Source organism: Thauera sp. (assembly GCF_035444905.1).
Classification (GTDB): Bacteria; Pseudomonadota; Gammaproteobacteria; order Burkholderiales; family Rhodocyclaceae; genus Thauera.
In genome coordinates this window covers 80,271-106,788 of sequence record NZ_DAOMPS010000001.1, presented here as the reverse complement: position 1 = coordinate 106,788, position 26,518 = coordinate 80,271, and the positions used below count along the sequence as shown (strand labels likewise).

24 protein-coding genes are annotated in these 26,518 nt (G+C 67.8%); 8 read left to right on the top strand and 16 right to left on the bottom strand.

Annotation, left to right across the window (positions count from 1 at the left end):
• Window positions 1–37 precede the first annotated feature (37 nt).
• The 3 genes from PLC66_RS00480 to PLC66_RS00470 all read left to right on the top strand — a co-directional run bounded on the left by PLC66_RS00480 (window position 38) and on the right by PLC66_RS00470 (window position 3,273).
• Entirely contained in the window at window positions 38–829 is a 792-nt protein-coding gene (locus PLC66_RS00480) for an AraC family transcriptional regulator (protein WP_324536801.1), read from the top strand.
• An 88-nt stretch (window positions 830–917) separates the two neighbouring features.
• Complete coding sequence (locus tag PLC66_RS00475; protein WP_324536799.1) at window positions 918–2,561, top strand: choice-of-anchor I family protein; 1,644 nt, start codon at window positions 918–920, stop codon at window positions 2,559–2,561.
• A 160-nt stretch (window positions 2,562–2,721) separates the two neighbouring features.
• The gene (locus PLC66_RS00470; protein WP_324536797.1) at window positions 2,722–3,273 is read left to right on the top strand and encodes a bactofilin family protein; all 552 of its coding nucleotides are present in this window, start codon (window positions 2,722–2,724) and stop codon (window positions 3,271–3,273) included.
• Between the two features lie 37 nt (window positions 3,274–3,310).
• On the opposite strand, the gene PLC66_RS00465 is transcribed toward PLC66_RS00470, so the two are convergent.
• From PLC66_RS00465 to PLC66_RS00410, 12 genes are all read right to left on the bottom strand, one after another.
• The gene (locus PLC66_RS00465; RefSeq protein WP_324536795.1) at window positions 3,311–4,246 is read right to left on the bottom strand and encodes a sulfurtransferase; all 936 of its coding nucleotides are present in this window, start codon (window positions 4,244–4,246) and stop codon (window positions 3,311–3,313) included.
• A 202-nt stretch (window positions 4,247–4,448) separates the two neighbouring features.
• Window positions 4,449–4,967: a TlpA disulfide reductase family protein gene (locus tag PLC66_RS00460; protein ID WP_324536793.1), complete on the bottom strand. Its 519-nt coding sequence runs from the start codon at window positions 4,965–4,967 to the stop codon at window positions 4,449–4,451.
• The gene (locus tag PLC66_RS00455; RefSeq protein WP_324536791.1) at window positions 4,964–6,304 is read right to left on the bottom strand and encodes a cytochrome-c peroxidase; all 1,341 of its coding nucleotides are present in this window, start codon (window positions 6,302–6,304) and stop codon (window positions 4,964–4,966) included. The genes PLC66_RS00460 and PLC66_RS00455 overlap by 4 nt, the downstream gene beginning before the upstream one ends.
• An 11-nt stretch (window positions 6,305–6,315) precedes the next feature.
• Window positions 6,316–8,193 carry a cytochrome c peroxidase gene (locus PLC66_RS00450; protein WP_324536789.1) on the bottom strand — a complete coding sequence of 626 codons (1,878 nt, stop codon included), beginning with the start codon at window positions 8,191–8,193 and terminating at the stop codon, window positions 6,316–6,318.
• Window positions 8,194–8,274: 81 nt separating this feature from the next.
• Entirely contained in the window at window positions 8,275–9,687 is a 1,413-nt protein-coding gene (gene mtoX / locus PLC66_RS00445) for a methanethiol oxidase (protein ID WP_324536787.1), read from the bottom strand.
• A 231-nt stretch (window positions 9,688–9,918) separates the two neighbouring features.
• A complete protein-coding gene (locus PLC66_RS00440; protein WP_324536785.1) occupies window positions 9,919–11,094 on the bottom strand; it encodes a Fic family protein in 1,176 nt (391 codons plus the stop codon).
• A gap of 119 nt (window positions 11,095–11,213) precedes the next feature.
• A complete protein-coding gene (locus PLC66_RS00435; RefSeq protein ID WP_324536784.1) occupies window positions 11,214–11,444 on the bottom strand; it encodes a hypothetical protein in 231 nt (76 codons plus the stop codon).
• 163 nt (window positions 11,445–11,607) lie between these two features.
• On the bottom strand, window positions 11,608–12,741 hold the full coding sequence (locus PLC66_RS00430; protein ID WP_324536782.1) for an acyl-CoA dehydrogenase: 1,134 nt from the start codon (window positions 12,739–12,741) through the stop codon (window positions 11,608–11,610).
• Window positions 12,742–12,822: 81 nt separating this feature from the next.
• Window positions 12,823–14,031, bottom strand: coding sequence for an acetyl-CoA C-acetyltransferase (locus PLC66_RS00425; RefSeq protein ID WP_324536780.1), 1,209 nt, complete (start codon window positions 14,029–14,031; stop codon window positions 12,823–12,825).
• A 36-nt stretch (window positions 14,032–14,067) separates the two neighbouring features.
• On the bottom strand, window positions 14,068–15,210 hold the full coding sequence (gene can, locus PLC66_RS00420; protein ID WP_324536778.1) for a carbonate dehydratase: 1,143 nt from the start codon (window positions 15,208–15,210) through the stop codon (window positions 14,068–14,070).
• Window positions 15,211–15,282: 72 nt separating this feature from the next.
• Window positions 15,283–15,750, bottom strand: a complete 468-nt coding sequence (locus PLC66_RS00415) for a PaaI family thioesterase (protein ID WP_324536776.1) — start codon at window positions 15,748–15,750, stop codon at window positions 15,283–15,285.
• Window positions 15,751–15,833: 83 nt separating this feature from the next.
• On the bottom strand, window positions 15,834–16,277 hold the full coding sequence (locus PLC66_RS00410; protein ID WP_324536774.1) for a MerR family transcriptional regulator: 444 nt from the start codon (window positions 16,275–16,277) through the stop codon (window positions 15,834–15,836).
• A 207-nt stretch (window positions 16,278–16,484) separates the two neighbouring features.
• Here PLC66_RS00410 and PLC66_RS00405 point away from each other — a divergent pair, with 207 nt between their 5' ends.
• From PLC66_RS00405 to PLC66_RS00395, 3 genes are all read left to right on the top strand, one after another.
• A complete protein-coding gene (locus tag PLC66_RS00405; protein WP_324536772.1) occupies window positions 16,485–17,525 on the top strand; it encodes an MBL fold metallo-hydrolase in 1,041 nt (346 codons plus the stop codon).
• A gap of 34 nt (window positions 17,526–17,559) precedes the next feature.
• The gene (gene phaC / locus PLC66_RS00400; RefSeq protein ID WP_324536770.1) at window positions 17,560–19,383 is read left to right on the top strand and encodes a class I poly(R)-hydroxyalkanoic acid synthase; all 1,824 of its coding nucleotides are present in this window, start codon (window positions 17,560–17,562) and stop codon (window positions 19,381–19,383) included.
• A 63-nt stretch (window positions 19,384–19,446) separates the two neighbouring features.
• Window positions 19,447–19,920, top strand: a complete 474-nt coding sequence (locus PLC66_RS00395) for a PIN domain-containing protein (RefSeq protein ID WP_324536768.1) — start codon at window positions 19,447–19,449, stop codon at window positions 19,918–19,920.
• Here PLC66_RS00395 and PLC66_RS00390 read toward each other — a convergent pair.
• A complete protein-coding gene (locus PLC66_RS00390; RefSeq protein ID WP_324536766.1) occupies window positions 19,898–20,752 on the bottom strand; it encodes a helical backbone metal receptor in 855 nt (284 codons plus the stop codon). The two genes, PLC66_RS00395 and PLC66_RS00390, sit on opposite strands and share 23 nt — an antisense overlap.
• A gap of 225 nt (window positions 20,753–20,977) precedes the next feature.
• Between PLC66_RS00390 and PLC66_RS00385 the strand changes: the two genes are divergently transcribed.
• Both PLC66_RS00385 and PLC66_RS00380 read left to right on the top strand, forming a co-directional pair.
• Window positions 20,978–21,946 (top strand): TAXI family TRAP transporter solute-binding subunit, encoded by a 969-nt coding sequence (locus PLC66_RS00385; RefSeq protein WP_324536764.1) that lies wholly within the window; start codon window positions 20,978–20,980, stop codon window positions 21,944–21,946.
• Window positions 21,947–22,060: 114 nt separating this feature from the next.
• Window positions 22,061–24,673, top strand: a complete 2,613-nt coding sequence (locus PLC66_RS00380; RefSeq protein WP_324536762.1) for a TRAP transporter permease — start codon at window positions 22,061–22,063, stop codon at window positions 24,671–24,673.
• A gap of 69 nt (window positions 24,674–24,742) precedes the next feature.
• On the opposite strand, the gene PLC66_RS00375 is transcribed toward PLC66_RS00380, so the two are convergent.
• From PLC66_RS00375 to PLC66_RS00365, 3 genes are all read right to left on the bottom strand, one after another.
• Window positions 24,743–25,201 carry a PilZ domain-containing protein gene (locus PLC66_RS00375; RefSeq protein WP_324536760.1) on the bottom strand — a complete coding sequence of 153 codons (459 nt, stop codon included), beginning with the start codon at window positions 25,199–25,201 and terminating at the stop codon, window positions 24,743–24,745.
• Entirely contained in the window at window positions 25,198–25,830 is a 633-nt protein-coding gene (locus tag PLC66_RS00370) for a thiol:disulfide interchange protein DsbA/DsbL (protein WP_324536757.1), read from the bottom strand. The genes PLC66_RS00375 and PLC66_RS00370 overlap by 4 nt, the downstream gene beginning before the upstream one ends.
• Window positions 25,831–25,904: 74 nt before the next feature.
• On the bottom strand, window positions 25,905–26,513 hold the full coding sequence (locus PLC66_RS00365; protein WP_324536755.1) for an SPOR domain-containing protein: 609 nt from the start codon (window positions 26,511–26,513) through the stop codon (window positions 25,905–25,907).
• Window positions 26,514–26,518 lie beyond the last annotated feature (5 nt).

The window sequence follows — 26,518 nt, the reverse complement described above, 5'->3', positions numbered from 1 at the left end:
TGCCAAACAATCTTCAAAACCAGCCATGAACACGCCCATGAACGCCAGTTGGCGCAACTTCGACCCCGACCGCAACACCCGCCCGGCGATCGCCCTGCACGTCGATGTCGCCGAGAACGACAGCGAGGCGCCGGTGCACCAGCATCGCAAGGGCCAACTGGTGCTGGCGCTGCGAGGCGGCGTGGTCTGCGAGGTGCCCAACGCACGCTGGATGGTCCCGCCCAATTGCGCGGTGTGGGTGCCGGGCGACATGCCGCACAGCAATCGCGTAACCCCCAACGCCCGCCTCTGCCTGTTGTTCCTCGAGCCGGGCGCCGCGGCCCTGCCGCAGACCTGCTGCACCCTGGCGATTTCGCCACTGGTGCGCGAGCTGATCCTGCACCTCGCCGGCCAGCCTCACGACTACGCCCCGGATAGCCGCTGCGCCCGCCTCGTCCACGTGCTGCTCGAGACCCTGCCCGACATGCCGGTCGAGCAGCTCCACCTGCCGATCTCCAGCGAAGCGCGCATCCGCCGCATCGCCGATGCGCTCACCGCCAACCCCGCCGACCGCAGCACCCTGCCGGAATGGGCGCGCCGCGTCGCGATGAGCGAGCGCAGCCTGGCCCGCCTGATGCTCAGGGAGACCGGCCTCAGCTTCGGGCGCTGGCGCCAGCAACTGCAGTTGCTGGTGGCCCTGCGCCACCTTGCCGCCGGCGCCACGGTGCAGCAGGTGTCCGCCGAACTGGGCTACGAGTCGGTGACCGCCTTCATCACCATGTTCAAGAAGGCACTCGGCCAGCCGCCGGCGAAGTACCTGGACTCGCTGACGCGGGCACAGCAGGCGTGAGGCGTTACGAGCACGCCGGCCGTCATGCTGACGAAATCTTCCACGGGCACCCTCGGCGGGTTTGCACACCCCCTCCCCGAGGAAAGCCATGAAGATCAACACCCTGTCCACACTGCTCTGCGCCGGCGCCCTTGCCCTTGGCGCCCACGCCCACGCCGCTCCGGCCGCATCGCCCCACCAGGTGACGATCTGGCCACTCGGCAGCTACCAGACCGGCCTCTTCGAGCAGTCGGCCGCCGAGATCGTCGGCCACGACCCGGCCTCGCAGCACCTGTTCGTGGTCAATGCCGCGAGCGGCATGATCGACGTGCTCGACGTCCGTGATCCGGCCTCGCCCACCTTCCTCTTCAACATTTCGCTCGGCGGCACGGTCAACAGCGTCGCGGTGCACAAGGGTCTGATTGCGGCGGCCGTCGAGAACCCGGTCAAGACCGCGCCGGGCCGCGTCGTCTTCCTCACCGCCGAGGGGCGCACGCTGACGGACGTCGAGGTCGGCGCCCTGCCCGACATGCTCACCTTCACCCCGGACGGCAAGCGCGTGCTGGTCGCCAACGAGGGGGAGCCCAACGACGCCTACACCATCGACCCCGAAGGCTCGGTGAGCATCATCGACCTGCCGGCCGACATCTCCCAGCTCGGCCCGCAGCACGTGCGCACCGCCGGCTTCACCCGCTTCAACGAGGTCGCGCTCGACCCCGCCATCCGCGTATTCGGTCCAAAGGGCACGGTGGCACAGAACCTGGAGCCGGAGTACATCACCGTATCCAGGGACTCGCGCACCGCCTGGGTGGCGCTGCAGGAGGCCAACGCCATCGCGATCCTCGACATCGAGGCGGGCGAGTTCAGCGCGATCAAGCCGCTCGGCTTCAAGGACCACATGCTGCCGGGCAACGAGCTCGACGTCAGCGACCGCGACGGCATCCGCATCGGCAACTGGCCGGTGCTCGGCATGTACCAGCCCGACGCGATCGCCAGCTACGAGTACCGCGGCCAAACCTACATCGTCACCGCCAACGAGGGCGATTCGCGCGACTGGTCGGGCTACAGCGAGGTCTCGCGCTTCCGTGCGCTGTCCGAGCGCACGCCGCCCTGCGCCGACTCGCCCCGCTTGCAGGCCTTCCTCGCCGACAATCCCTTCGCCATCAGCAGCCTCGCGCAGCTGCGCGACAACGCCAACCTGGGCCGCCTGAACGTCACCACCGCCACCGGCCTGCGTGCGGACGGCAGCTGCTACGAGGACCTCTACGCATATGGTGCGCGCTCGTTCTCGATCTGGACCGCGGACCTGAAGCAGGTGTTCGACAGTGGTGCCGAGTTCGAACGCCACATCGCCAGCGTCAACCCGGCCCATTTCAACGCCAACCACACCGCCAACGCACCGGACGCGCGCAGCGATGACAAGGGCCCCGAGCCCGAGGCGGTGGCGGTGGCCAGGCTGTTCGGCCGCACCTATGCCTTCATCGGCCTGGAGCGCATCGGTGGCGTGATGATCTACGACATCACCAACCCGTACGCGCCCGGCTTCGTGCAGTACTTCAACCACCGCGACTTCAGCGCCACCCCCAGCACGCCGGCGGCACTCGACCTGGGTCCGGAGGGCATCCACGTGATCGAGCCGCAGGACAGCCCGATCCCCGGTGTGCCCCTGCTCGTGGTCGCCAACGAGGTCAGCGGCACGACCACGGTGTTCCGCATCGATCGCGACAAGCAGGTGGGCAGGGCCACGCGCTGATCGCGCAGGCACAGTGCGGCGGCGCGGCCCCGGTCGCTCCGCCGCATCCTGTTACGAGCGCGAGCTGCCTTCGCACCAGGTCAGCTTCTAGAATTGGCCGTACATCCGGCACATTCCAGCGCCCCTTCGCCAGGGACACCCGCCTCGACAGGAAACCACCATGAAGAAGACGTCCTGCTTCGCCAGCCTCCTCCTTTGCACCGCGCTGCTCGCAGGCCCCGCGCAGGCGGGCGAATTCGACTGCAGCACCCGCATCGGCCGCGCCGCCCTCGACGGCAACCTGCGCGTCCCGTCGGGCGCGCGCTGCACACTCGACGGCACCCGCATCGGCGGCAACATCAAGGTTGGCCGCGGCGCCACCCTGGATGCGAACAACATCAGGGTCGGCGGCAATATCCAGGCCGAAGGCGCGCGCCAGGTCGCGATAATCGGGTCCCGCGTCGGCGGCAACATCCAGGCTGAAAGCGCGCGCCAAGTGGCGGTGATCAGGTCCCGAGTCGGCGGCAATATCCAGCTCAAGCAGGGGGGCGGAGCACGAATCGAGTCTGCCGAGGTCGGCGGCAACATCCAGCTGTTCTCGAACCACAGGGCGATCACGGTGGGCCGCAACCGGGTCAACGGCAACCTGCAGTGCAAGGAGAACCGCCATTCGCCCGCCGGCGGGGAGAATCGCGTGCGTGGAAACAAGGAAGATCAGTGCGCGTGGCTTTAAAGGCAAGCGAGCTGGCCGAGCGCTGCCAGCGCGCGTTCTACGCCTCGCTCACTTCGGCCGGCAGGTCCGGATCGGCGCTCCATTCGGCCCAGGAGCCGTCATACAGACGGACCCGGGGGTAGCCCAGCCGCTTGAGGGCGAGCAGGCCGCAGGCACCGGCGTAGCCGCGACCGCAATAGGTGATGACCTCCTGATCCGGGCTCACGCCGGCCTCGCGGTAGAGCGCTGACAGGATCTCGGGTGGGGCGAAGGTGAGCGCGCGGCCACTCGCCAGCATGCGTTCGCGCTCGGCGGCGGTGACGGCGGCGAGTTCAGGATCGATGTTGGCCATGTAAGGCACGTTCACCGCGCCGGGGATGTGGCCGGGACGCAGCCCCCAGAGGTGGCGCTCGCCGCCGCCGCGGTAGAGTTCGGGCGTCAGGCAGTCGACGATGACGGTGCCCGGTTGGCCAAGCGCCGCGGCGACCTCGTCCCTGCTGGCCTTCCAGCCCTGCCGGACGCGGGGGCGGAACACGGCAGGCGCGGGCGCGGGTACCTCGCAGGACAGCGCGCGGCCCTCCGCCCGCCAGGTGCGCAGGCCGCCGTCGAGCACCCGAACCCGGTCATGCCCGTAATAGGACAGGGCCCACCACAGGCGCGCGGAGCCGAGCGGGAAGCCCATGTTGTCGTAGGCGACCACCAGCGTGTCATCGCCAACGCCCAGGCGCCCCATCACGCGGGCGAACTGCTCGGGCCCGACCAGCATGTCGGGGATGGGGTGCGCCGGATCGGACAGGTCCGCGATCATGCCGGCAAAAACGGCACCCGGAATGTGGCCGGCGAGATAGTCGTCGTGATCATCGAAGCTGATGCCGCGCCCGTTCTCGTAGCGCGAACGCCAGCGTACGTCGATCACGCGTACGTCCGGATCGTTCAGATGCGTCGCCAGCCACGCGGTCGTGACCAGCGGCGAGGAGTCAGGATCACGCGTCATCGTTCGTCTCCCGCCCGTGGGCTCCGCCGCCGTGGCCTGGCCAGCGGCGGAATCCGCGTCTGCACTCGACGGACACTGAAAGCAGTGCGCCGATAGGTCTCTTATAGGCGAAAAATGGGGCCGCAACAGGCTGCTGTCAGGCCGGAGCCGCCCCGCTTCCCCGAGGCCCGGCGGCAGGCTGCCCAGCCCCCCGAGCGCGAGCTCAACGCCCGTCGAGGAGCCCTTCCAGAAAGACCCTTGCCTCGGCGGCATCCCACTCCAGCGCGCCGAGGACAGCATGCGTCCTGCGCCCGCTGCGATCCACCACGACCGTCGTGGGCAAGCCCCGCAGCGGCCAACCCGCGAGGTCGAGGTCGGCATCGACAAGGACGGGGAAGGACAGCGGGACCGCGGCGAGAAAGCTGCGCATCTCCGCGCCCGCGGGCCCGACGTGGACCGCCAGGACCTCGAGACCCTGCCCCCGCAGTTGCTGGTAGAGGCGCTCCAGGGCCGGCATCTCGGTGCGACATGGCACGCACCAGGTCGCCCAGAAATTGACCAGCACCACCTTGCCGCGCAGCTCGCCCAGCCTGCGTTCGCGGCCCTCGGTGTCGGGCAGTGCGAGCTCGGCGGCGGGCGGCGAGCCTTCGAGCGCCTGGATCGACCCGCCAGCGGTGGCCAGGCTCGCGCCGGTGACCAGCACGAAGCCGAGCACCGAGGCGAGCAGCAGGCCCGGCTTCACCTGCCCCCCTCCGGAGCCGGACGCGGGCCGCCGCCGACAGCGCCGACCGGAGCAGCAAAGGCGTCGAGCACGAGGCTGCGGTACTCGCCGGTCAAGGCCTCGAGAAAGGCCACCAGGTCGGCCCTGTCGGCCGCCGACAAGCCAAGCGGCCCGATCAAGGGGCTGAGCTGTGGGTCGGGGGCGCCACCGCGGTCGTAGAACGCCACCACGGCGGCGAGCGTGGGCAGCGACCCGTCATGCATGTAGGGCGCGGTCAGGGCCACGTTGCGCAGCCCGGGCGTACGGAAGCTGCCGCGATCGGCCGGGTTGCGGGTCACACGTTGGCGGCCCGCATCGGGGGCGGGCGGGCGCCCCACCGCGCGGATGAGCTCGGCGCTAACGGTCACGCTGACACCGGGCTGCAGCCACACCCGCGCCGCGTCGGCGCCGGCGCGTTCGGACCGGCGCCAGGCGACGCCGGTGTTGTGAAAGCGTTGATCGGTGAAGAGTGCGTGCTGCGCACCGATGAGGTGGCAGGCGGCGCACCGCGCGCGTCCGGTGAACAGCTCGAAGCCGCGGCGCTCGCGCTCGTCCAGCACCGCGCTGTCGCCGCCGAAGTACCAGCGGTCGAAGCGCGAGCCACCCGACACGAGCAGGCGCTGGTAGGTGGCCAGCGCTTCGGCGACCGTCTCGAGCGCGGGGCCGCGCCCGTCGAAGGCGGCCTCGAACAGGCCGGCGTAGTCGGGCAGCGCCGTGATCAGATCGGCAACGAAGCCGATCGAGGGGCTCGCCATCTCGTTCGGGTGCAGGATCGGCTGCCAGGCCTGCTGCTCGAGCGTCCGCTCGCGTCCATCGTGAAACAGCACCTGCATGAACGCGACGTTGTAGAGCGTGGGCGCATTGCGCCCGACCGAGCGCCCCTCGATGCCGACGGCGATCGCGATCTCGTTGTTGGCGAAGCCTTGCTCCGGGATGTGGCACATCGCGCAGGACTGCGTGCCATTGAGCGACAGGCGACGATCGAAGAACAGCTTGCGGCCAAGCGCCGCGCGTGCGCTCAACACGGCATCGGGTACGGCCAGTTCGAGCGCCGGCAGGCCCAGCTGCCCCCGGCGGGCACGGGCGACGAGGTCGGCCGGCGCACCGGCACGTGCCTCGACGGCAATCGAACGGGTGTGGAAGTGCGCCTCCTCGTAGCCGCGACGGTCGTCGCCCGGCCCGTCCGTGGCCGCACAGGCCAGACTTGGCGCGACCAGCAGCCAAGCCCGCAGCAGCCCTCGCCGCCACCGTCCTGCACCGGCCATGGCACGGAGCCTGCGCGCCTCGCGCCCCGGCAACACCGCGTCCGCCGCCGCCATGGATGAGCCCCCTATCGCTCGGCGCGCGGATCGGCAAACGCCGGATCCGTGAGCGTGCGCAAGAAGGCGACCAGGCTCGCCCGCTCTGCCTCGCTCAGGCCAAGCGGCCGGACCTGCGGCGCCTGCAGCTCGTGCGCCATGCCACCATCATCGTAATGCGCCACCACGCCCTCCAGCGTGGCAATCGAGCCGTCGTGCATGTAGGGGGCGGTGAGCGCCACATTGCGCAGCGAGGGCGTGCGGTACTTCCAGCGGTCTGCCGGATGCTGGGTCACTTCGTAGCGGCCGAGATCGTTGTACGGACGCTCCTCGGTGCCGCGCAGGGCCGCCAGATTGACCCTGAGCGCGCCGTCGTCGCCCACCGGAATGGTGTCACGCCGCGCACGCTTGCCCATGGAGTGTGCGTAGCCGACGCCGGTGTCATGAAAGCCGTCGTCGGCGAACAGGGCGTGGTCCGGGCCGATCGTGTGGCAGGCCGCGCAGCCGGCGCGGCCCGTGAATAGCGCGTATCCGCGCTGCTCCTCGTCGGTCAGCGCGCTGCCGTCGCCGCCGAAGTGCCAGCGATCGAAACGCGAGCCGCCGGAAACCAGCACCGCCAGGTAGGCCGCGAGGCTGTCGGCGAGCGTCTTCATGGTGAGGCCCTCGCGCGGGAAGGCGGCGGCGAAACCCTGCTCGACCGCCGCATCGGCGCGCAGCCTTGCCATCACCTCATCGACCGCGCGGTTGCCGAGGACCGACTCGTCGAGGAGCTTGCTCCACACCAGGGTGTCGAGCCGTGACTCGCGTCCATCCCAGAACAGCCGCGTCCGATAAGCCACATTGAGTACGGATGGTGCGTTGCGCCGCAGGCCGGCGCCCTCGACGCCGATCGAGCGTGCCATCGCGTTGTGGGCGAAGGCCTGCGTCGGGACATGGCAGCTCGCGCAGGAGAGGCTGCCGTTAGCCGACAGCCGGCGGTCGAGGAAGAGGCGCTGGCCGAGCGCGACGCGCTCGGCGCTCAAGCCATCGCGCAGCGCTGCGGGCAGCGCGGGGAGCCCGGGCGGCGGATCAAGGGCGCGCGCCAGGCGTTCGCCGGCCGACGGACTCGCGCCCACGGCGGGCCCCACCCCGCCTTGCGCCCGGGCGTCCGCCTCCATCAGCAGCGTGCGCGCATCGGCCAGCAGGATGTCGGGGTGCAGGAAGGAGACGTTGTAGATGTTCCGCACCTGCCTTGCCTGATCGATCAGGTAGACCCGCAGGATGTGGGCAAGATGGCCGGTGTACCGCCCCGCTTCGTTGTAGATCCGCTCGATGCCCTGGCCATAGGCATCGAGCACGGGCTGGACGGCCTGCATCGACGCCGAGGTGACGAAGGCCCAGTCGTCCGACGCGTCGGCATCGAACAGCCGGGCGTACTCGCGCATCACTTGCGGACTGTCCGTCTCGGGGTCGAAGCTCAGCGATACCAGCCGGACACGGCCGGCCAGGTCCGGACTGCGGCCAAGCTCGCGGTGGATGCGCTGCAACACGAAGCTCGCCAGCGGACAGCCGTCGGGGTCCGGGCACCGCGTGTACATGAAGCTCAGGAAAACCAGGCGGTCGGCCCCGAAGACCTCGTGCAGCCGACTGCGCGCGCCGCTCGCGAGCAGCACCTCGCCGTCGGCAGCGGGTCGGATCGGCGGCAGCCGGTAGGTACCGGGCCGGGGGCTGGCGAAGCCGAGCGGCCCATAGCCCGGCGCCAGGACATCGGGCCCGCGCACCGCGCCGGTCATGGGCGGCGCGCTGGCATCGCCGGGATGCTCATGGCCCTGATGCGCGCTCGCCGCAGCGGCCAGCATCAGCCCGCCCAGCGCGAGGCGGCGCAGACGAGCCGCGAGTCCGGCCACCGTGAGGCAACGCAGCGCGTCCATCGCCGTCCTCCGCCTGTGCCGGGCAAGGCCCGGCGCCTCGCCGGCCGCCCGCACCGACCCGGCCAGCCTTTAATGCCGCGCCTACTGCGCGTTCGTCAGGGTCGCCGAGACGATGGGCGCGTCGCGATCGCCGTCGGGCGCAGACGTGGCGGCGATGTTGCTCGCGAACAGGCGGCTGGAATTGAAGGTGATGAGGTGCGCGCGGCCGAGATTCTCCTTGTAGAAGTCGATCTCGAACGCGAGCTTCAGGGTCTGCGACTGCGCATCCCAGTGGTACTTCTTGAAGAACTGGACGTCCTTGTCGCCCTTCTTGTCCCAGTTGGCGAGCAGGGACGAGCTGAAATACAGGCGCTTGCCGTCCCAGCTCTGGGACACCATGTTGAGCTGCGCGCCGATCTCCTGCTCGGTCACCAGCTTCGCGTTGAAGGGGTCGGAGACGTCGAACAGCCGCACCTTGCCATCCATGAAGGTGTTGACCCACAGGTACTTGTCGTCCGCAGAGATCGAGAACGCGACCGGCAAGGGCACATCCGCGGGGTTGCCGATGGTGCCCACCTCGGCGGCGCTCCAGCCCTTGTCGCGATCCTCGTAGATCAGATAGATCTTGGCGGTCAGTGCCGTGGTGACGAAGCAGTAGTTGTTGCCCCACGCGCAGCGGATCTCCAGCGGCGCCCCGGGCACGTCCAGCACGCGCTTGGGCTGGCGCTCGTGCAGGTTCCAGACGACCACGGTGTTGCCGAAGCGCTTCATGGCTTCCTCGTCCTGCAACATCTTGCCGAAGTCCATCATGTAGTTCGACCAGCCGGTGAACGAGGAGGTGACCATCACGTTCTTGGCCGGCAGGAAGCGGACGTCGTAGCCGTAGCCATCGGCATACCTGCCGCTCTTCTCGGCGCCGCGCAGGTTGTCGTCGGTGGGCATCCAGTGGGTCGCCACATGCTCGCCGTCATTGGTGTATTCGACCAGCGCCGTGCGCCCACCGTGGTCGCTGCTGTTGGACAAGGCGCTGATCATCATCCGCCCCGGCAGGGCGAAGAAGGTGTGCGGACCGACCGCGCCGCCGCTGGCGGCGACGAAGTCGTCGACCGTCCGCGTGAGCTTGGGCCGAGCCGGGTCGGAGTGCACGTCGAAGATGAAGATCTTGCTGGTGTCCAGCCCGCCGGCCCACAGATAGCGGCGGTCGTCGGTGTAGCCGGAGTGATGCGCCTCGTTGCGCCCGCCCACCGCCACGACATGGATGACCTTGCCGTAGGTGGGCGAATCCGGTCGGACATCGACCGTCACCAGCTTGTCCTGCTCGTCCCCCACGCCGGCCTGGCCAAGGGTCCAGACGTAGGCGAATTCTTCCTGGCCGACGATCTTGGGAGAGTATGGCGACACACAGGTCTCGTCCGCCTGCAGCGTCACCGGCAGGTTCGCCGCCAGGGCGAGCATGCCCGCCAGCAAACCCCTGAGCGCAGCGCATGGCCGTGCTCGATTGCGCATTCGGTCCATCGTCGGTCCTCCTCGCGGGTTGGTCTCCAGGGCGGGCGGCCCGACGGCTCATGTCACCGGACCGCGGCGTCAAGAACACGCATGACAATCGTTTTCAATCTAGGCCGTATCCCGGGTTTGTCAATGCGGATCCTGCCGGCGGGCCACGCGCAGCACGTCGCACAGGTTCCAGCGCTTCTTGACGATCTCGTTGTTGCTCATGTTTTGACTTCGGGCCTTGAGTTGCACTTGCTAGACATCGCCCGTCGCCGGCCAATGGATCTGATAGCGGGTCGAGCGACCGCCGCCGGGCAGCTTGTCCAGGCAGCCCTTGGCGACGAGATCGGCCAGATGACGGGTGGCTGTGGCCTTGGAGACCTTGGCGACGGCCTGATATTGCGCGGCGCTGATGCCGCGCTCGAACCCGCCCCGCCCGGGCTGGTCGCCGTCGAGCAGGCGATTGAGCACCTTGACCTGCTCCGGGCTCGCGACCTGCTCGCGGTGGCGATGCCAGAAGCGGCTCTTGGCGAGCACGCGGTCGATCTGCGCCGAGGCCGACTCGATGGCGCGCAGCAGCGTGCCGAGGAACCAGTGCAGCCACGGCGTCAGATCCATCGGCGCAGGCGCTGCATGCATCTTCTGGGCGGTTTCGAGTTGAGCGTAATAGCCCTTGCGGTCCGCAAGGATCGCAGCCGACATGGCGTAGAAACGGATGCTCTGCCGCTCGCCCTGCGCCAGCGCGAGATCGGTGAGCGCGCGGGTGATGCGGCCGTTGCCGTCGTCGAAGGGGTGGAGGGTGACGAACCAGAAATGCGCCAGCGCCGCGCGCAGCAAGGGGTCGAGCGTGACATCGGTCTGGCTGGCGTTGAACCAGGCCACGAACCCGGCGACGCGCGCCTCCAGCCCTTCCCGTGGCGGCGCCTCGAAATGCACGGTGGGGCGATCAATGCGGCCGGACACGACCTGCATGGCGTCGGGTCCGCGCCAGTCGCCAACGCGGATACGGCGGCCGAGAAAGCCTTCGAGCGCGCCATCTTCGCCGGCGAAAAGCCAGGCGTGCCATTGCAGCAGGCGCGATTCGGTCAGCGGCGCATCGAGCTTGGTCGTGGCGTCCAACATGATCTGCGCGAGGCCCTCCGCGCGCGGCTCCGCCGGTGCGCTGTCGCTGCCCGCCAAACCCAGCCGGCGGGCGATGCTGGAGCGCACCGAGCCGACATTGAGCGTTTCGCCTTCGATGGCGCTGGAGTCGATGATGTTCTGCAGCAGCGCATCGAGGGTGAATTCCGCGCGCAGTTCCGGCTCGGAGCCCAGGGCGCGACCGAGCAGCACCCCCTGGGCGAGCGTGACCTGGCGCAGCAGCGGTGCCAGTGCCTCGGTCTGCCAGGTGAAGTGCGGCCAGTCGGGGTGTTGCCAGATCCAGCGCGGCATCAGGGCCTTGCAAAGAATACAGATGAGCCGAATGCTAGCATTATTCGGCTCATTTAATATCGCTTAATGAGCCGAATAAGCAGTCGATTCGGCTCATGCGCGCAGACAAGCGCCGCGCTTCACGCCGCCGACGGCCACAGCGCATCGGCGAAGGTTTCGAGCACGGTCTCCAGCCGGCCGCCGAGGCGGACGCGGGCGGCGAGGTCCTGCGCGATGGCCTCGCCGAGCTGGCGCAGCTTGATCAGGGTGGTGTTGGGGTCGGCGGCGAAGACCTGCTCGGCAGTGGACGCCAGTTGCAGGAAGACCGGATCGTGCTCGGCGAGGAAGGAGAAGTTGCGCGAAATGACCATGCCCCTGGGTGTCGCGCCGCCCGCACGGCGCTTGCATAGCGCATCGGGAGGAATGTAACCGAAAAGCCCTCGGCGATCGACGCCACACCGCAAACGGCGCGGCCGGCCTCCCCTTGCGGGAAAGACCGGCCGCGCTGCACCCGCGACAACTCGCTGCGGAGGATCAGCCCGCCAGTGCCCGCCCGATCACCAGCTTCTGGATGTCGCTCGCGCCTTCGTAGATCTGGCACACGCGCACGTCGCGGTAAATGCGCTCGACCGGGAAGTCGGTGACGTAGCCGTAGCCGCCATGCACCTGGATTGCGTCCGAGCACACGCGCTCGGCCATCTCGGAGGCGAACAGCTTGGCCATCGAGGCTTCCTTGAGGCAGGGACGGCCGGCGTCCTTGAGGCTGGCGGCGTGCCACACGAGCTGGCGCGCGGCTTCGAGCTGAGTCGCCATGTCGGCGAGGCGGAAGTTCACCGCCTGGTGCTCGAAGATCGGCTTGCCGAAACTCTCGCGCTCCTGCGCGTACTTGACCGCCGCTTCCAGCGCGGCACGCGCCATGCCCAGGCACTGCGCGGCGATGCCGATGCGGCCGGCCTCGAGGTTCGACAGCGCGATCTTGTAGCCCTCGCCTTCCTTGCCGACCACCGAGTCGGCCGGGATGCGGCAGTCCTCGAACAGGATCTGGGTGGTGTCGGAAGCCTTCTGGCCCATCTTCTCCTCGATGCGGCCGACCTGGTAGCCGGGCGCGCTCGCAGGCACCAGGAAGCAGGTGATGCCCTTCTTGCCGGCGGCCTTGTCGGTCACCGCGAACACGATGGCGACGTCGGCATGCTTGCCGGTGGTGATGAACTGCTTGACGCCGTTGAGCACCCATTCCTCACCGTCGCGGACCGCGGTGGTGCGGATCGCGGCGGCGTCCGAGCCCACGTGCGGCTCGGTGAGGCAGAAGCAGCCGAGCTTCTCGCCGCGCGCGAGCGGCTTCAGCCAGGCTTCCTTCTGCGCGTCGCTGCCGAAGCGGTTGAGGATGCCGCAGGGCAGCGAGTTCTGCACGCTGACGATGGTCGAGGTGGCGCCGTCGCCGGCGGCGATTTCTTCCAGCGTCAGCACCAGGCTCATGTAGTCCATGCCGGCGCCGCCCCACTCTTCGGGCACCACCATGCCGAGCGCGCCGAGTTCGGCGAGTTCGTTCAGCGCTTCGCGCGGGAAGGTGTGGTTGCGGTCCCATTCGGCGGCGAAGGGGGCCAGGCGCTCCTGCGCGAAGGCGCGCATCGAGTCGCGGATGAGTTCCTGTTCCTGGGTCAGAATCATTGCACTGCTGTCCTTGTAGAAGTCCTTGCTGAGGGCATGACGGGGCCGCCTCGTGAGCGGCCCCGAAGCTTTCGATCAGATTCAGCCGCAGGCCACCGAGGAATCGACCTCGATCGCCATCGCCGTGGCCTCGCCGCCACCGATACACAGGCTGGCCACGCCACGCTTGAGGCCGCGCTTGCGCAGCGCGCCGATCAGCGTGACCAGGATGCGCGCGCCCGAGGCGCCGATCGGGTGGCCGAGCGCGCAGGCGCCGCCATTGACGTTGACCTTGTCGTGCGGCAGCTTCATCTCGTGCATCGCCGCCATGGTGACGACCGCGAAGGCCTCGTTGATCTCCCACAGGTCGACGTCGTCGGTGGTCCAGCCGGCCTTGGCCAGCAGCTTCTGCATCGCGCCCACCGGGGCGGTGGTGAACAGCGCCGGCTCCTGCGCGTGGGTGGCGTGACCGACGATGGTGGCGACAGGCTTGAGGCCGAGCTTGTCGGCGGTGGACTTGCGCATCAGCACCAGCGCGGCGGCGCCATCCGAAATGGAGCTCGAATTGGCCGGGGTGACGGTGCCGTCCTTGCGGAACGCGGGCTTGAGCGAGGCGATCTTGTCGATCTGCGCCTTCAGCGGCTGTTCATCCTTGTCGACGACCACATCGCCCTTGCGGCCCGACACGGTGACCGGGGTCACTTCCCAGGTGAAGTCGCCGTTGTTGATCGCGGCCTGCGCGCGGGTGGTCGAGGCGATCGCGAACTCGTCCTGCGCGCTGCGGGTGAAGTTGAAGTGGCCGGCGCAGTCCTCGGCGAAGGTGCCCATCAGGCGGCCCTTGTTCTCCTTCGAGTAGCTGTCTTCCAGGCCGTCGAGGAACATGTGGTCGAACATCTGGCCGTGGCCGAGGCGGTAGCCGGCGCGCGCCTTGGGCAGCAGGTAGGGCGCGTTGGACATCGACTCCATGCCGCCGGCGACCATGATCTCGTTGCTGCCGGCCAGCAGCAGGTCGTGCGCCAGCATGGTGGCCTTCATGCCCGAACCGCACACCTTGTTGATCGTGGTGCAGCCGGCCGACAGCGGCAGGCCGGCGCCGAGCGCGGCCTGGCGTGCGGGCGCCTGGCCGAGGCCGGCGGGCAGCACGCAGCCCATGATGACTTCTTCGACCTGCTCGGGCTTAAGGCGCGCGCGCTCCACCGCCGACCTGATGGCGATGGCGCCGAGTTGCGGCGTGGTGAGGCTGGACAGATCGCCCTGGAAGCCGCCCAGCGGCGTGCGGGCGACGGAAACGATGACGATGGGATCGGACATGCGGTTCTCCTGTTGAATCGGTGTTGTTGGCTGCGCTCAGGGCCCGAGCGCTTCAAGCGCCGCGGCATAGCGCGGCATGAGGTCTTCACTGCGGCTGACGTTCACTCCCAGGTCGCGGATCAGGCCATCCTTCAGGCCATAGATCCAGCCATGCACGGTGAGCGGCTGACCGCGTCGCCAGGCGTCCTGCACGACCACGGTCTGGGCCACGTTGGCCACCTGTTCGATGACGTTGAGCTCGCACAGGCGGTCGTGGCGCAGCTCGGGCGGCAGCGTATCGACCGCCTGCAGGTGGCGCACATGCACGTCCTGCACGTGGCGCAGCCACAGATCGACGAGGCCGACGCGGGCACGCTCAAGCGCCGCCTTGACGCCGCCGCAGCCGTAGTGGCCGACGACCATGATGTGCTTGACCTTGAGCACATCCACCGCGTACTGGACGACGGCGAGGCAGTTGAGGTCGGTGTGCACCACCACGTTGGCCACGTTGCGATGCACGAAGACCTCGCCCGGCAGCAGGCCGACGATCTGGTTGGCCGGCACGCGCGAATCGGAGCAGCCGATCCACAGGTACTCCGGACTCTGCAGGTGCGACAGCTTCTCGAAGAAGCCGGGGTCGATCTGCTGCATCTGGCGCGACCACGCCTGGTTGTAGTCGAACAGGTGGAACAGGTTCTCGTTGCTGACCGCCTCCTCCGACCACTGCGACAAGTCGAGGGTGAGGAACATCGTGCCCTCGACCGGGCTCGGGTAATACGCCGGCGCCTCGGTGAAGCCGAGCTCGCGGTACAGCTTCACCGCAATGCGCATCGCAGGCAGGGTGTCGAGCAGGATGCGGCGGTAGCCGAGCTGCTGCGCGGCTCTGATCGCGGCCAGCGCGAGCTGTCGCCCCAGGCCGTGCCCGCGCGCATCGGGGTCGACGTAGAGCCGCTTCATCTCGCACACGCCTTCCGAAAAGCGGCGGATTCCCACGCAACCAGCCGGGCGGCCCTCGTATTCGGCATAGAACAGCCGGCCATCGGCTTCGCCGTAAGCGCCGGGCAAGTTGGCCACTTCGTCGGCGAAGCCCTGGTAGCTGAGGTCCACCCCGAGCCAGGCCGCATAGTGGCGGAAGAACTGACGCACGTGGCTGAGTTCTGCCACGTCGTCGGCACCGAGCGTACGCAATCGGATCGTCATGTCACACCTCGCGGCAATGGCGGACGGCGCGGACAACGGCCAGCCCACCCCGAACTCGTTGGGCGCGCGGCATCAGCCCGCGCGTTCCTTGCGGCCCTGCATGGCCATGATGGTCTGCTGCATCAGCGCGCACAAGGTCCATTTTTCGTCGCGAATGGCAAACACCTCGGCCCTGGTGATGATCAGCGTGCGTCCCGGCTTGACCACCTCGCCGCGCGCCACCAGGCGGTCGCCATCGGCCGGCGCGACCAGGTTCATCTTGTATTCCACGGTGAGCACGCTGGTGTCCGCGGGCGTCAGGGTGTTGGCCGCGTAACCGGCCGCCGAGTCGGCGATCATGCCGACCACGCCGCCGTGGATGAAGCCGTGCTGCTGGGTGATGCCGGGCTTGTTGGCGAGGTGGATCTCGGTGTAGCCGGGCTCGACCACGGCCAGCTCGGCACCGATCAGTTGCATTGCCTGCTGCAGGCCAAAGCTGGCCCGCACGCGCTCGGCGTAGGCGGGGTCCTTGGGCTGGAATTGCGGCATCTCCGGGCGCATGCGTCTCTCTCCTTGCCTTATATTTTGCGTTATTTTACGTTAACGTCAACGTAAGTCGAGAACCAAAAATGAGCGTGAGCCCTTCAGCTCACGCTGGCGCGGTCGATACGGCGGGCCAGCTCGGCGCGCGCTGCGGCCGCCCCCTCGGCGTTGTCGCCAAGCAGGGCCTGGCACTGCTGCTCGAGCATGTCGATCTCGTCAAGCACCGCCTCGATGTCCTTGCGCTGCTGCTCCATCGCCGCACGACGCACCGCAAGCACCTTGAGAAAACGCTGCAACTGGGTCGCGGAGTTGCGCACGCCGCCGTACATGTCGAGCAGCTCGCGGATCTCGGCCAGTGACAGGCCGAGGCGCTTGCCGCGCAGCGTGAGCTTGAGGCGCGTGCGGTCGGCCTTGGTGTACACCCGCGCACGTCCCGCACGGGCCGGGGTCAGCAAGCCCTGGTCCTCGTAGAAGCGGATCGCGCGCGCGGTGATGTCGAACTCGCGGGCAAGTTCGGTAATGGTGTAGGTTTCGTCGTCAACCATGGTCATTTAAGCGGGACGAAGCGCAAGAATGCGCGACGTTCGCCCCTGAAGCAGTGCTTTGTCAGCCTGTTGCACAAAATTTGAGCAAAAGTTAAGCAGATTTCAGGCCTTTCTTCAACGCGGACACCGCGCTGCGATCCGGCCATCCGCCCCTCTTCCCCAATCCTTCTCGCCAACCCCGCCCATCGATACCGCACGGACGCCCCCATGACACAGATCCCAGCCGCGTCGCCCGCACTGCACTACCCCTTCGAGCACCTTCCCGCCGCTGGCGAATACCTCGAGATTGCCCCCGGCATCCGCTGGCTGCGCATGAGCCTGCCCTTCGCCCTCGACCACATCAACCTGTGGCTGCTCGAGGATGGCGACCGCCTGGTAGCGGTCGACTGCGGTTACGGCGTGGCCGATACGCGTGAGGCCTGGCAGGCCGTGCTCGATGCCGATGGCCGGCCGCTGCGGCGCGTCATCGTCACCCACCACCACCCCGACCACATCGGCCTCGCCACCTGGCTCGCAGCGCGCGATGGTGCCACGATCCACATGACGCAGGGGGAATTCCTCGCCGCGCAGGCCATCTGGCACCAGTTGCCGGGCTATTGCGTGGCCGACATGGTCGCCCAGTTCGCCCGCCACGGCCTGGACCCCGCCCCGCTCGAATCCCTGCGCACGCGCGGCAATGCCTATCGCCGTGGCGCGCCGGAACTGCCCGCGGCCTTCCATCGCCTGTTCGCCGGCGATGAGCAGGACATCGGCGGCCGGCGCTGGCGCGTCATCGTGGGCTATGGCCACGCGCCCGAGCATGCCAGCCTGTACTGCGCCGAGCTGGGCATCCTGATCTCGGGCGACATGCTGCTGCCGCGCATTTCCACCAACATCAGCGCCTATGCGGCCACGCCCGATGACGACCCTTTGGGCTGGTTTCTCGACTCGTTGCGGGCACTCTGCGCATTACCGGAAGACACGCTCGTGCTACCATCGCACGGTAAACCTTTCAAGGGTATCCGGGCGAGAGTGGATCAACTCGTCGAGCATCACCGCGAACGCAGTGCCGCCTTGCTTGCCGCATGCGACACGCCCAAGAGCGCGGGAGATCTGCTTGCGACCTTGTTCCCACGCGAGCTCGATACCCATCAGGTCATGTTCGCCATGGGGGAGGCCATCGCCCACCTCAACCATCTCGAAAGGCAGGGAGCGCTTTCGAGAGAGGTCGATGCGAACGGACAGATCCGTTTCACCCCTTGCCGCTAAAGCCTGCCCCGTCGAAATCAGGAGCCCAAACAACATGGCTGCACCCAGTACCGAGACCCCCAACGCCGACCTGCCCGACCCGCAGGAAGTCGCCAAGACCTATGCCGAAGTTGCGCGCCGCGCGTCGCATCTGATCAGCGACCACGTCCAGCGCCAGCTCAAGAAGGGCGTGTCGACCCCGGCCGACGAACTCGGCATCGCCCAGGCCTTCATGGACATGATGGCCAAACTGCTCGCCAACCCCTACAAGCTCGCCCAGGCGCAGATGAACCTGGTGTGGGACTACTTCTCGCTGTGGCAGCACTCGATGATGCGCTTCGCCGGCCTCAACGCCGCGCCGATCGCCGCGCCCGAAAAGTCCGACAAGCGCTTCAAGGACGAGGAATGGGAGCAGCACTTCCTGTTCGACTTCATCAAGCAGTCCTACCTCATCGCCGCGCGTCACATCCATGACACCGTGTGCTGTGTCGACGGCCTCGACGAGCAGACGCAAAAGAAGGTCAACTTCTACACCCGCCAGTACATCGACGCGCTGTCGCCGTCCAACTTCGCGATGACCAACCCCGAGGTCTTCCGCGAGACGGTCAAGAGCCACGGCCAGAACCTGCTCAAAGGCCTCAACAACCTGCTGCGCGACGTCGAGGACGGCGGCGGCAACCTGCGCGTCAAGATGACCGACACCACGGCCTTCGAGCTTGGCAAGAACGTCGCCACCACGCCGGGCAAGGTCGTGTTCCAGACCGACATGATGCAGCTGCTGCAGTACACGCCCAGCACCGACACGGTGCTGAAAAAGCCGCTGCTGATCGTGCCGCCGTGGATCAACAAGTTCTACATCCTCGACCTGCGCGAGAAGAACTCCTACATCAAGTGGGCGGTGGACCAGGGTCACACCGTGTTCGTGATCTCCTGGGTCAACCCCGACGAGAAACTCGCCGAGAAGAGCTTCGACGCCTACGTCAAGGATGGGGTGGTCGCCGCGCTCGACGCCATCGAGAAGCAGACCGGCGAGAAGGAAGTCAACGCCGCCGGCTACTGTCTGGGCGGCACCCTGCTCGCCACCACGCTGGCCTACCTCGCCGCCAAGCGCCAGAAGCGCATCGCCTCGGCCACCTTCTTCACCACCATGACCGACTTCACCGACCCGGGTGAGCTCGGCGTGTTCATCGACGAGGGCCAGGTCACCAGCCTCGAGAAGAAGATGTTCGAGCGCGGCTTCCTCGAAGGCTCGGAGATGGCCGGTACCTTCAATATGTTGCGCGCCAACGACCTCATCTGGTCCTTCGTGGTGAACAACTACCTGATGGGCAAGGATCCGTTCCCGTTCGACCTGCTGTACTGGAACTCCGACTCGACGCGCATGCCGGCCAAGATGCACAGCTTCTACCTGCGCACCATGTACATGGAGAACCGCCTCATCGAGCCGGGCGGCATCGAGATCGACGGCACGCCGATCGACCTCGGCAAGATCAAGGTGCCGTGCTACTTCATCTCCACGATCGAAGACCACATCGCGCCGTGGAAGAGCACCTACATGGGCGCCCGCCGCTTCGGCGGCCCGGTGCGTTTCGTGCTCGGCGGCTCCGGCCATATCGCCGGCATCGTCAACCCGCCGGCGGCCAACAAGTACGGCTACTGGCTCAACCCCGCCGCCAAGCTCGCCGACACCGCCGACGCCTGGCTCGAGGGCTCGCAGCAGCACGCAGGCTCGTGGTGGACCGACTGGCAGGCCTGGGTCACCGCCCACGACAGCGAGCAGACCGAAGCCCGCGACCCCGTCAAGGGCAAGCTCAAGGTGCTGGACGACGCACCGGGCAGCTTCGTCAAACTGCGCATCGACGCCAAACAAGCGGCCTGAGCCACTGAGCGCTGAGCAGGGGGAGGGGGAACCCTCCCCTTTTTCGTTCACCCGCGTCCGACAATGAAAAACACTGCCCCTGACTCGAGCCGGGCGGAGGCAAATTCCCCCCTGCACCTGGTGCTGGACACCAACACCGTGCTTGCGCTGTGGATGTTCCGCGATCCTGTACTCGACGGCCTGCGGAGATGGATCGAGTCGACACGGCCAAGCCTGTTCGCCCGTGAGGACACCCTCGCCGAGCTTGCCGCAGTGCTGGGCTACGCACACTTCGGCCAAACCGGGTCCGCGCAGGCAGCGCTGCTGGCCGATTACCGCGACCGCGTGCACTGCCTGCCCACCAGCGCGACCGAGGTCGCGCTGCCAGCATGCAAGGACCCGGACGATCAGAAGTTCCTCGAGCTCGCTTGGCAGGCGAACGCCAGCCACCTGCTGACGCGTGACCGGGCACTGTTGGCCATGGCTCGCAAGCGCGAGATCCGCGACCGCTTCCGCATCCTCAGCCCGGAATCCTTCAGCGCACTGCACGCCCTGTGAGCTGACGACGCAGCGCGCACAGCCAGCGCAGCCCCGTCGCGGCCCGGCTGCCGTACCACGACACCATCTCGCCATCGACAAGCAGCGCGGGGCGCGCGGCGAGGCGGCCGACCTCGTCCACATGGGACTCGCGGAAGGGGTAAGGCTCGGTCGATAGCAGCACACGATCCACGCTCGCCAGCCAGGGTGCATCCCAGTCGAACGCGGGATAGCGCGCCGCGCCGGTCTCGCCGCCTTCCACTGCCGGCAGGGTGCGCCAGCCGACGGCTTCGAGCGTGGCGGCGATGTAGGTGTCGCGGGCGATGGTCATCCACGGCTCGCGCCAGATCAGGTAGAGCACGCGTTCGTCGGCCAGGGTCGCGCGCAGCGCGGCCGCCTCGGCGAGCGCGGCGCGCAGGTCGTCGGCCAGCCGGGCCGCTGCGCCCTCGGCGCCGAACACGCCGCCGAGCAGCGCGAACAGGTCGAGGTTGTCCTGCGGCGTGTTGGGATGGGTGACGACGATGTGGGGCACGAAGGCGGCCAGTTCATCGACCGTCTCGCGCCGGTTCTCGTCCATGTTGACCAGCACGTGGGTGGGGGCGAGTTCACGGATGCGGTCGAGCTTCACGTCCTTGGTGCCGCCGACCTTGGGCACGATGCGCAGGGCCTCGCGCGGATGGACGCAGAAGCCGGTGCGCCCGACCACACGATCGCCCACACCGAGATCGAAGAGGAGTTCCGTCAGCGAGGGCACCAGCGAGACGATGCGCACTTGGCCGTCGGCGGCGGCGTGACGCTTCCCGCCGGCATCGATCCAGCCCGTGGGCTGATCCTCACTCGAATTTGCTTGCATGCAGCCTCATCCAGAACATTCAGCCTGAATTCTAACGCGCCCCAAAGCACGCATGGATGCGGCTTGCGGGGAAACCCGAGTAGCGGCTACGGCGTGCTTGTGCAAAGCTCGGGGTCCTGATGGAATGTCGAGGCGCATCGAGCTTGCCGCCCACAAGGCGGGATGCCTTCGGACTCACGCTGCGCCAATCCCCTACCCCTATTGATCCGATCCCAGGAGGATTTCATGAAGAAACTGACCGCAGTCGCCGCCGCTTTCGCCCTCGTCGGTACCCTCGGCGCCGCGCCGGCGCAGGCCCAGCAGAAGTTCGTCACGATCGGCACCGGAGGCGTCACCGGCGTGTATTACGCGGCAGGCGGCGCGATCTGCCGGCTGATCAACAAGGACCGCGCCCAGCATGGCCTGCGCTGTTCGGTCGAGAGCACCGGTGGCTCGGTGTACAACGTCAATACCATCAAGGGCGGCGAGCTCGACTTCGGCGTGGCCCAGTCCGACGTCCAGTTCAATGCAATCAAGGGTCAGGCCCAGTTCGCCGATGGCGGCCCGGTGGCGGACCTGCGTTCGGTGTTCTCGCTCCACCCCGAGCCACTGACCATCCTTGCGCGCAAGGATGCCAACATCACCAAGATGGAAGACTTCAAGGGCAAGCGCTTCAACGTCGGCAACCCGGGGTCCGGCCAGCGCGCGACCATGGACATGCTGCTGCCGGCGCTCGGCATGTCGACCTCCGACTTCTCGCTCGTCTCCGAGCTGCGCCCCGACGAGCACAGCGCGGCGCTGTGCGACAACAAGATCGACGGCTTCGCCTATGTCGTCGGCCACCCGGCGGCGAACATCCAGGATCCGACCACCACCTGCGGCGCGCAACTGGTGCCGGTGACCGGTGCGGCGGCGGACAAGCTGGTCGCGGACCATCCCTACTTCGCCAAGGTCGAGATCCCCGGCGGCATGTATGCGGGTAACCCCAACCCCACCGAGACCTTCGGCGTGGTCGCCAGCTTCGTGACCTCGGCCAAGGTGCCCGACGAAACCGTCTATACGCTGGTCAAGGCGGTATTCGAGAACTTCGAGGACTTCAAGAAGCTGCACCCGGCCTTCGCCAATCTCGACCCGGCGCACATGATCAAGGATGGCCTCACGGCCCCCTTGCATGAGGGCGCGGTGAAGTACTACAAGGAAAAGGGCTGGATGTAATCCGCTGGCCGGCGCCCACGGGAAGGATGCCGGTGCTCCTGTCTTCGAAAGCGGCGGCGGGCCATCAGCCCCCCGCCGTTTTCGTCTGCGTTCCGACCTTGAGAGGCGCTGCTCATGACCCGCGCGAATGAAAAGAAAGACAGCTTCGAGCTGTCGGACGAGGAACTCCAGAAGATCGTCGCCGAGGCCGACACCGGCGGACGCAAGCCCACCGGGCTGACGGCGCAGGTGCTGCTGATCGTCGCACTCGCGTGGTCGCTGTTCCAGCTCTGGATCGCCTCACCGCTCCCCTTCTCGCTCGGCATGTTCGTGTTCAACGACACCGAGGCGCGTTCGATCCACCTCGCCTTCGCGGTCTTCCTCGCCTTCGCCGCCTACCCGGCACTCAAGCGCTCGCCACACGACTACGTGCCGATCCAGGACTGGGTGCTGGCGGCAGTGGCGGCCTTCTGCGCCGCCTATCTGTTCCTGTTCTACGCCGAGTTGTCCACCCGCCCGGGCCTGCCCACCGACACCGACCTGGCGGTCGCCGTCGTCGGCCTCACCCTGCTGCTGGAAGCCGCGCGCCGCGCGCTAGGCCTGCCGATGGTGATCCTGGCGGTGGTGTTCCTGATCTACATCTTCTTCGGCCCCTACATGCCGGAGGTCATCGCCCACCGCGGCGCCTCGCTGTCGAAGGGCATGAGCCACATGTGGCTGACCACCGAAGGCGTGTTCGGCGTCGCCGTCGGCGTCTCGACCAGCTTCATCTTCCTGTTCGTGCTGTTCGGCGCCCTGCTCGAGACCGCCGGCGCCGGCGCCTACTTCATCAAGTCCGCGATCGCCCTGCTGGGCCACATGCGCGGCGGCCCGGCCAAGGCGGCGGTGGTGGCGTCGGCCAGCACCGGCCTCATCTCGGGCTCGTCGATCGCCAACGTGGTCACCACCGGCACCTTCACCATCCCGCTGATGAAGAGCGTGGGCTACCGCGCCGACAAGGCCGCCTCGGTCGAGGTGGCCTCCTCGGTCAACGGCCAGATCATGCCGCCGGTGATGGGCGCGGCCGCCTTCCTGATGGTCGAATACGTTGGGATCACCTACGTCCAGGTGATGAAGCACGCCATCCTGCCGGCGCTGATCTCCTACATCGCGCTGTTCTACATCGTCCACCTCGAGGCGCTGAAGATGGACCTGCAGGGCCTGCCGCGGCGCGAACCGCTGCCCTGGCAGAAGGCAGTGATCACCACGCTGATGACCTTCTCCGGCCTGGTGATCCTGTCTGCCATCGTTTATTGGGGCTTCGGCTGGATCAAGGACCTCTTCGGCGGCGCGGCCTTCATCGTGGTCGGCGTGCTGATGCTGATCGCCTACATCCTGATCGTCCGCCATGGCGCGAAGTACCCCGAGCTTCACCTCGAAAAGCCGGGCGAGAAGATGGAGTACCTGCCCGAGATCGGTCCCACGCTGAAATCCGGCCTGCACTTCCTGCTGCCGGTGGCGGCGCTGATCTGGAACCTGATGGTCGAGCAACTGTCTCCGGCGCTGTCGGCCTTCTGGGCGACGCTGTTCCTGATGTTCATCCTTGTCACCCAGCGCCCGCTGTTCGCCCTGTTCCGCGGCACCGGCGAGTTCGGCGCCGCGACCCGCCTCGGCTTCCACGACCTGTTCTCGGGGCTGGTGACCGGCGCGCGCAACATGATCGGCATCGCCATCGCCACCGCAACGGCCGGCGTCATCGTCGGCACGGTGACGCTGACCGGCATCGGCCTGGCCATGACCGAGCTGGTCGAGACCCTGTCCGGCGGCAACCTGATGATCATGCTGGTGCTGGTGGCGGTGATCTGCCTCGTGCTGGGCATGGGCCTGCCGACCACGGCGAACTACATCGTGGTGTCGACCCTGATGGCGCCGGTGATCGTCGAGCTGGGTGCGCAGTCCGGGCTGCTGGTGCCGCTGATCGCGGTGCACATGTTCGTGTTCTATTTCGGCCTGATGGCGGACGTCACGCCACCGGTGGGCCTCGCATCCTACGCGGCAGCGGGCATCGCCAAGAGCGATCCGATGCGTACCGGCCTCACCGCCTTCGGCTACAGCATGCGCACCGCCGTGCTGCCCTTCATGTTCATCTTCAACACCCAGCTGCTGCTGATCGGCATCACCTCGGCCTTCCAGCTCATCCTGACGATCGTCACCGCGACGGTGGCGAGCATGATGTTCGCGGCGGCGACCCAGGGCTTCTTCATCGCCCGCAATCGCATCCACGAGACCCTGCTGCTGCTGCTGGTCACCTTCACCTTGTTCCGTCCGGGCTTCTGGATGGACTTGCTGTATCCGCCGTATGAGGAGATTCCGCCGACCGAGCTCACACGCCTGGTCGAGGAGGCGCCGCGCAACGCCAACCTGCGGGTATGGGTCGAGGGCCTGAGCCTGGAGGGCCGGGATATCTCCAAGGGCGTCTTGCTGCCACTGGGTGAACGCGCCGACAACGCCCGCGAACGCTTGGCGGCGATGGGGCTCACGGTGATGGCGCTGGGCGACGACGTGCAGATCGCCGCGGTGCGCTTCGGCAGCCAGGCCGCGCGGCTGGGCCTTGAGCAAGGCTTCACCATCACCGCCATCGAGCTGCCTTCCGGCGAACGGCCGCCGAAGGAGTGGATGTTCGTCCCGGCCTTCGTGCTGCTCGGCCTGGTCTATTCAATGCAGAAGCCGCGCCAGCGCAAGAAGGAGGCCGAGCGCATCAAGGCCTGAGCCTGCCCACACGCGGCAAGGCCGTCCTCCCCCCATGGGCGAGGACGGCCATTTGTTTGCTGCGCGTACTCAGATCAGCGAGGGGCCCGCCACGATAGCCGCGGCATCCTTCTCGTTGATGCGCACGCTCGCATTCATGATCACCAGCGCGATCAGCCAGTCGCGCAGTCGCTCGGCGCCATCGGCCTCCAGCGCGAGAAAACGGCAGCCCGCCTGGGCTGCCGACGCGATGTAGTTCACCGCCCGCGCCCGACCACGGATCTGGTCCGGCACCCCCTCGCGGTGCATGACGAAGTCGAAGGGCTCGCCATCGCCCGGCAGGCCCTCCAGACCGATCGAGAAGCCCTCGACCGAAATGTCACGCAACGGAAGACGCGCCCCGCCGTCGATCACCACCCAGAAGCAGGGCTCGCCCCGGCGCAAGGCGAGGAAGCGCTGGATGCGACGACGCTCGGCACTGTCCTGCGCCGTCGGCTCGGCGGCATCGGGCGACGGCGGCACGAGACGATCGGGCAGGTCGTCACTCATTTGGCGCCGCGCTCCTGACGGGCGCGCGCGATCAGCTCGTCGGCAACCTTGAGCGTGTTCTGATGGCTGCCGCTGAGCGAGGCCGAGGTGACGTACTTGCCGTCGATGACGACCGTGGGCACGCCCTGGATCTTCATCGCCCGCGCGAGCTGGTCGGCCCGCTGCAGCATCGAGTTGACGCCGAAGGACTTGTAAGCGTCCATGAACTTGGCGGGGTCCGCGACCTTGCCGCTGACCCAGTCGCGCACCTGCTCTTCGGTGAACAGCGGGCGCTTCTCGTCCTGCACCGCCACGAACACGGCCGCGTGGATGGCATCGAGCTGCTCCGACACCTCGGTGGCGTAGTACAGGCGGGCGAGGCCGGTAAGCTGGGCGTTGTTCCAGATGGCGGGCACGGCGCGGAAGGCCACGTCGGCCGGCAGCTTCTTCTTCCAGTCGCTGATCAGCGGATCGAAATCGCGGCAATGCGGGCAGCCGTAGTGGAAGAACTCGATGACCTCGATCTTGCCCGGATCGTCGCCGGGTTGCGGCGGATTGAGCACCGTGTAAGAGGTCTGCGCACGGGCGAGCGATGCGGCAGGCAGGGTGAGGGCCAGGGTGGCCAGTTTGAGGGCATCACGACGTTTCATGCTGTGCTCCATGGGCAATCGGTTTCATCAGACGCGGCACGGCAGCGGGCGTTCCCGCCCGCTGCATCCCGGGATCACGGCGTGGCGCGGCTCACCGAAGCATTGAAGCCGGCGTCGGCAAGGCGCGCACGCACCGGATTCATGTCCTCGGGACGGGCGAAGGGGCCGATCCGTACCCGGTGCACGACGCGACCATCGCTGAGCTGCGTGCGCTGCGCGCTGGCCTGGATGCCGGACAGCGCGAGGCGGGCCTTGAGGTTGTCGGCCTCGCTCGGGTTCTCGAACGAGCCTACCTGCAGGTAGAGGCGCTCGACCGGACGCGGCGCAGCCTCCACCACCGGCACGGGCGGCTGCACGGCGGCGACGGGCGGCTGCGCCTGCGGCGTCACCTGGGCCGGCACGTTCTCGCCCTGCGGCAGGATGCGGTAGAACTCGAAGTCCTGCTTCACCACCGGGCGATCGCCGGGCTTGCCGGGCAGCGCGGCCGGCCCGTTCTCCGGCGCCTGTACGCGCGGGGCGACCGGCGCCGGCTGGAAGGGGTTGGCGCGCGTGAAGTACCACGCCGCACCCGCGGCGATCAGGGCACCGAACACCAGACCGATGAAGATGCCGATCAGCGTGCCGCCGGCGCTCTTCGCCGGCGCACGTGCGGGCTTGCGGGTCGCCTTGCGATCTCGACTCAACTCGC